Here is a 2,613-nt window from a genome sequence, read left to right as displayed (position 1 = left end):
CGCGACCGCGGCGACGGCGCGTCGGCACGCGCCTCGCTCGCCCGGCCCCACGCGCTTGTCGCGCCGCCGGGCGACCGGACGCGCTGGTATCAGCTGCTGCTCGGCCTCGCCAGGGGAGCGGTGGCCGACGGCGACTGGGGCCAGGCCTATGACATCGGCCGGCAGGTCGACGACGCACTGCCGACCGGAACGGACGTCGGCACGCTCTCCTATGCCGAGCGCGATGCCTACACCGACCTGGTCTGGCTGGCCGGACAGGCCGCGATGCGTCACCTCGCGCGTCCGGCGGACGCCGCGCCGTTGTTCGAACGCTATGCCGGCGGCTCGCGATCGCCGTCGATCCGGTCGAAGGGACTGTATTGGGCGGCACGCGCGATGGCCTCGGCCGCACGCGCGGACGAGGCGCGCGCCTATCTCGCCCGCGCCGCCGCGCTTGGCGACCAATATTACGGGCAGCTCGCTACGGAACGTCTGGGGCGGCCGCTGGTCGCGCCGCCGGCGTTCGTGCCCAGGCCGGTCGATCGCGCCACGCGCGCCGCGTTCGAGGGACGGCAGGTCGTGCAGGCGGTGCGCTTCCTCGGCCGGATCGGCGACTGGCCCGACCAGAGCGCCTTCGTCCGACAGATCGCGCAGGACGCACGCAGCGACACCGATCATGTGCTCGCGGACGAGCTGTCACGATCGATCGACCGTCCCGACCTTGCGGTCATGGTGGGGCGCAGCGCGCTCCAGAACGGGCTCGCCGACTACAGCCTGATCGGCTTTCCGACCGTGCCGCTGCCGCCCGCGCTGGACGCGAACTGGTCGATCATCCATGCCATCGCACGGCAGGAAAGCCAGTTCGACCGCCAGGCGACCAGCCGCACCGGCGCGCGCGGGCTGATGCAGCTGATGCCCGGCACCGCGAAGGGTGAGGCGAGCAGGCTGGGACTGGGCTGGAGCCCCGGCTCGCTGGTCGACCCCGGCTACAACGTCCAGCTCGGCGCGAGCTATTTCGACCGTATCTACACCTTGTACGGCAGCTATCCGCTCGCGATCGCCGCCTACAACGCAGGGCCGGGCAACGTGAACAAGTGGCTGGCGGCCAATGGCGACCCGCGCACCGGCGCGATCGACCCGGTCGACTGGGTGGAGGCGATCCCCTTTTCCGAGACGCGCAACTACGTCCAGCGCGTGCTGGAGAACGCCGTCGTCTACGACCTCGCCTACCCCGTCCACTCGCATAGTCGGGGATCAGCGCGGCTGAGCTGGTATCTGGGCCGGCGACCGGGTTGACGTGGATGACCCCAACTACATCAGTCCGGCGGGCTATGCCGCGCTGCAGGCCGAGTACCACGAGCTGTTCGCGGGCGAGCGCCCGGCGCTGGTCGAGACGGTTTCCTGGGCGGCGGGCAACGGCGACCGGTCGGAGAACGGCGACTACCTCTATGGCAAGAAGCGGCTGCGCGAGATCGATCGCCGGCTCGGCTGGCTGTCGCGGCGGATGAAGGCGGCGAGCGTGATCGATCCGGCCGCACCGGCCGACCGCACTCGCGTCTGGTTCGGCGCTTGCGTGACGATCGTCGACGAGACCGAACGCGAGCGGGTGGTGACGCTGGTCGGCGACGACGAGACCGACGCGGGCGCCGGGCGGATCGGCTGGAACGCGCCGATCGCCCGCGCGCTTCGCGGCGCGGCGATAGGCGACCTGCGCCGTGTCGAGCTGCCCGCCGGCGAGCGCGAATACGAGGTGATCGCCATCGTCTATCCCTCCGCGTGAGGAACGCGTGCGGATGCTCGCCGGTTGGTGTCTCACAAGGAGAACACCATGGAAAACCCACGCACCACCACCGCGCGAGAGCATGACGACCACGAGCTGATCGAGGCGATGGTCAAAGATGCCGACCCGTCAGCGGTTGCCGGAAGCGGCGGCGGCCATCTTCAGACCGACATCGGTTCCAAGGCCGATCTGATCCGGGAAGTGAGCGATCCGGAGGCGGACGTCCGGCCCGAGAAGCAGGACGACATCGCCAACGCCCAGGCCTATCCTAGCGATCGGGGGCCGAACCGCCGCTGATTGCCGCTGCGGTCCGGCTTGACCAGCCGGGCCGCAGCGGCGACGGTCCGGTGATGTCCGAGCCATCCGCCACCCGAAACGTCGCCCTCCTCATCGATGGTGACAATGCCTCCTGGCATGCGATCGATCCCGTTCTGACCGTCCTGGCGGAGCTTGGCACCGTCAACGTCCGGCGGGTGTACGGCAACTGGTCCAAGCCCGCGCTGAAGGGTTGGCGCGACATGAGCCTGCGCCACGGGATCGAACCGCATCAGCAGTTCGACCTGACCAAGGGCAAGAACGCAACCGACATGAAGATGACGATCGACGCGATGGACCTCCTGTTCCGCGGGCGCGTCGAGGGCTTCGGTATCATGTCATCGGACAGTGACTTCATGCCACTGGCGATGCGGATCCGGCAGGACGGCGTTCCGGTGTACGGCTTTGGCACGAGCCGCGCGCCCGAGGCGTTCCGGCAGGCGTGCACCCGCTTCATCGATGTCGGCGCGCTGGCGGGAGAGGCTCCCCCGGTCGCGCCGGAACCTGACGCGGTCCCCACCCCCGCACGATCGCGTCAG

The 2,613-nt window shown here is 69.8% G+C and carries 4 protein-coding genes; all 4 read left to right on the top strand.

Features of this window, described 5'->3' with window-relative positions; genetic code table 11:
- On the top strand, positions 1–1,275 hold a 1,275-nt coding region (locus tag HUV01_RS14815; RefSeq protein WP_174298964.1), incomplete at its 5' end, for a lytic transglycosylase domain-containing protein.
- A gap of 1 nt (position 1,276) precedes the next feature.
- Positions 1,277–1,759 carry a GreA/GreB family elongation factor gene (locus tag HUV01_RS14810; protein ID WP_174298963.1) on the top strand — a complete coding sequence of 161 codons (483 nt, stop codon included), beginning with the start codon at positions 1,277–1,279 and terminating at the stop codon, positions 1,757–1,759.
- 27 nt (positions 1,760–1,786) lie between these two features.
- Positions 1,787–2,056: a hypothetical protein gene (locus tag HUV01_RS14805; RefSeq protein ID WP_254606714.1), complete on the top strand. Its 270-nt coding sequence runs from the start codon at positions 1,787–1,789 to the stop codon at positions 2,054–2,056.
- Between the two features lie 53 nt (positions 2,057–2,109).
- Positions 2,110–2,613: NYN domain-containing protein (locus HUV01_RS14800; RefSeq protein ID WP_174298961.1), on the top strand; the 504-nt coding region annotated here is incomplete at its 3' end.

The organism is Sphingomonas bacterium (assembly GCF_903643035.1).
Taxonomy (GTDB): domain Bacteria; phylum Pseudomonadota; class Alphaproteobacteria; order Sphingomonadales; family Sphingomonadaceae; genus Sphingomonas.
This window is presented reverse-complemented; position numbering and strand designations above follow the sequence as displayed.